1 protein-coding gene is annotated in these 1,121 nt (G+C 65.9%); it reads left to right on the top strand.

Annotated elements, in window-relative coordinates; genetic code table 11:
• Nucleotides 1-81 precede the first annotated feature (81 nt).
• Nucleotides 82-1,121, top strand: a 1,040-nt coding sequence (locus tag ACFYVR_RS26940) for a serine/threonine-protein kinase (RefSeq protein ID WP_387479458.1), incomplete at its 3' end; no start/stop codon positions are given.

Here is a 1,121-nt window from a genome sequence, read left to right as displayed (position 1 = left end):
TTTTTCGTGTCGGGCATATTCTGGCTGTGGAGGTGTGCCCACCGTCGGCGATGGCGTCGCGGCCAGGTGCGCGTGTTGGTGATGAGTGATCCGCTGCGAACGCGTCGTGATCCGGTGGTTGTTGTTGTGGCCGAGTTGGGTGATGCGGGTTTCGAGGATGTCGAGGAGATCGGGCGGGGCGGGTTCGGTGTGGTGTACCGCTGCCAGCAGCCGGCGTTGCATCGGACGGTGGCGGTGAAGGTGCTCGGTGTTGAGCCGGACGAGGAGAATCGGGCGCGGTTTGTGCGTGAGCAGCGGGCGATGGGTCGGTTGACGGGGCATCCGAACATTGTCGGGATTCTCGATGTCGGGACGACGGCGAGTGGTCACCCGTATTTGGTGATGGGGTATCACCGGCAGGATTCGATCGAGGCGCGGATCCGTCGGCACGGGCCGTTGTCGGTGGAGGAGATGCTGCGGTTGGGGGTGCGGATGGCGGGTGCGCTCGAGACGGCGCATCGGTTGGGGATTGTGCATCGTGATGTCAAGCCTGCGAACATCCTTGTCACCGATTACGGGGAGCCGGCGTTGTCGGATTTCGGTATCGCGCACATGGCCGGTGGTTTCACGACGGCGACGGGCAGTGTGGCCGGGTCGCCGGCGTTCACTGCGCCGGAGGTTCTCGGTGGTGATCCGTCGACGCCGGCGGCCGATGTGTACGGTCTCGGTGCCACGTTGTTCGCGGCGTGTACCGGGCATGCGGTGTTCGAGCGTCGGTCGGGGGAGGACGTTGTCGCGCAGTTCGTCCGGATCACCTCGCAGGAGATGCCCGATCTGAGTGAGCTCGGTGTCGGTGGCGATGTCGCGGTGGTTCTCGAACGGGCGATGACGCGTGATCCGGCGGAGCGGCCGTCGGCGTTCGAGCTCGGTGAGCACCTTCAGCGTTTGCAGGCGGATCGTGGTGTGCCGGTCGACGAGATGGCGATTCCTCAGGACGGTGGTGCGGCCGGTGCGGGTGATGCCGAGCCGTTGCAGCTCGTTGCCCATGCCGCTGCGATCACCGGTCGGCGTCCGAGTGGTGTGACGCAGCCGGGTGGTAGCGGCAATCTCCCGGTGGAGGAGACGACGTTCGTCGGGCGTCG

The sequence above is a fragment of the Rhodococcus sp. NPDC003318 genome (genome assembly GCF_042879035.1).
Classification (GTDB): Bacteria; Actinomycetota; Actinomycetes; order Mycobacteriales; family Mycobacteriaceae; genus Rhodococcus_G.
Note: the sequence above shows the minus strand (reverse complement) of the source record. Positions and strands in the feature narration are given on the sequence as shown.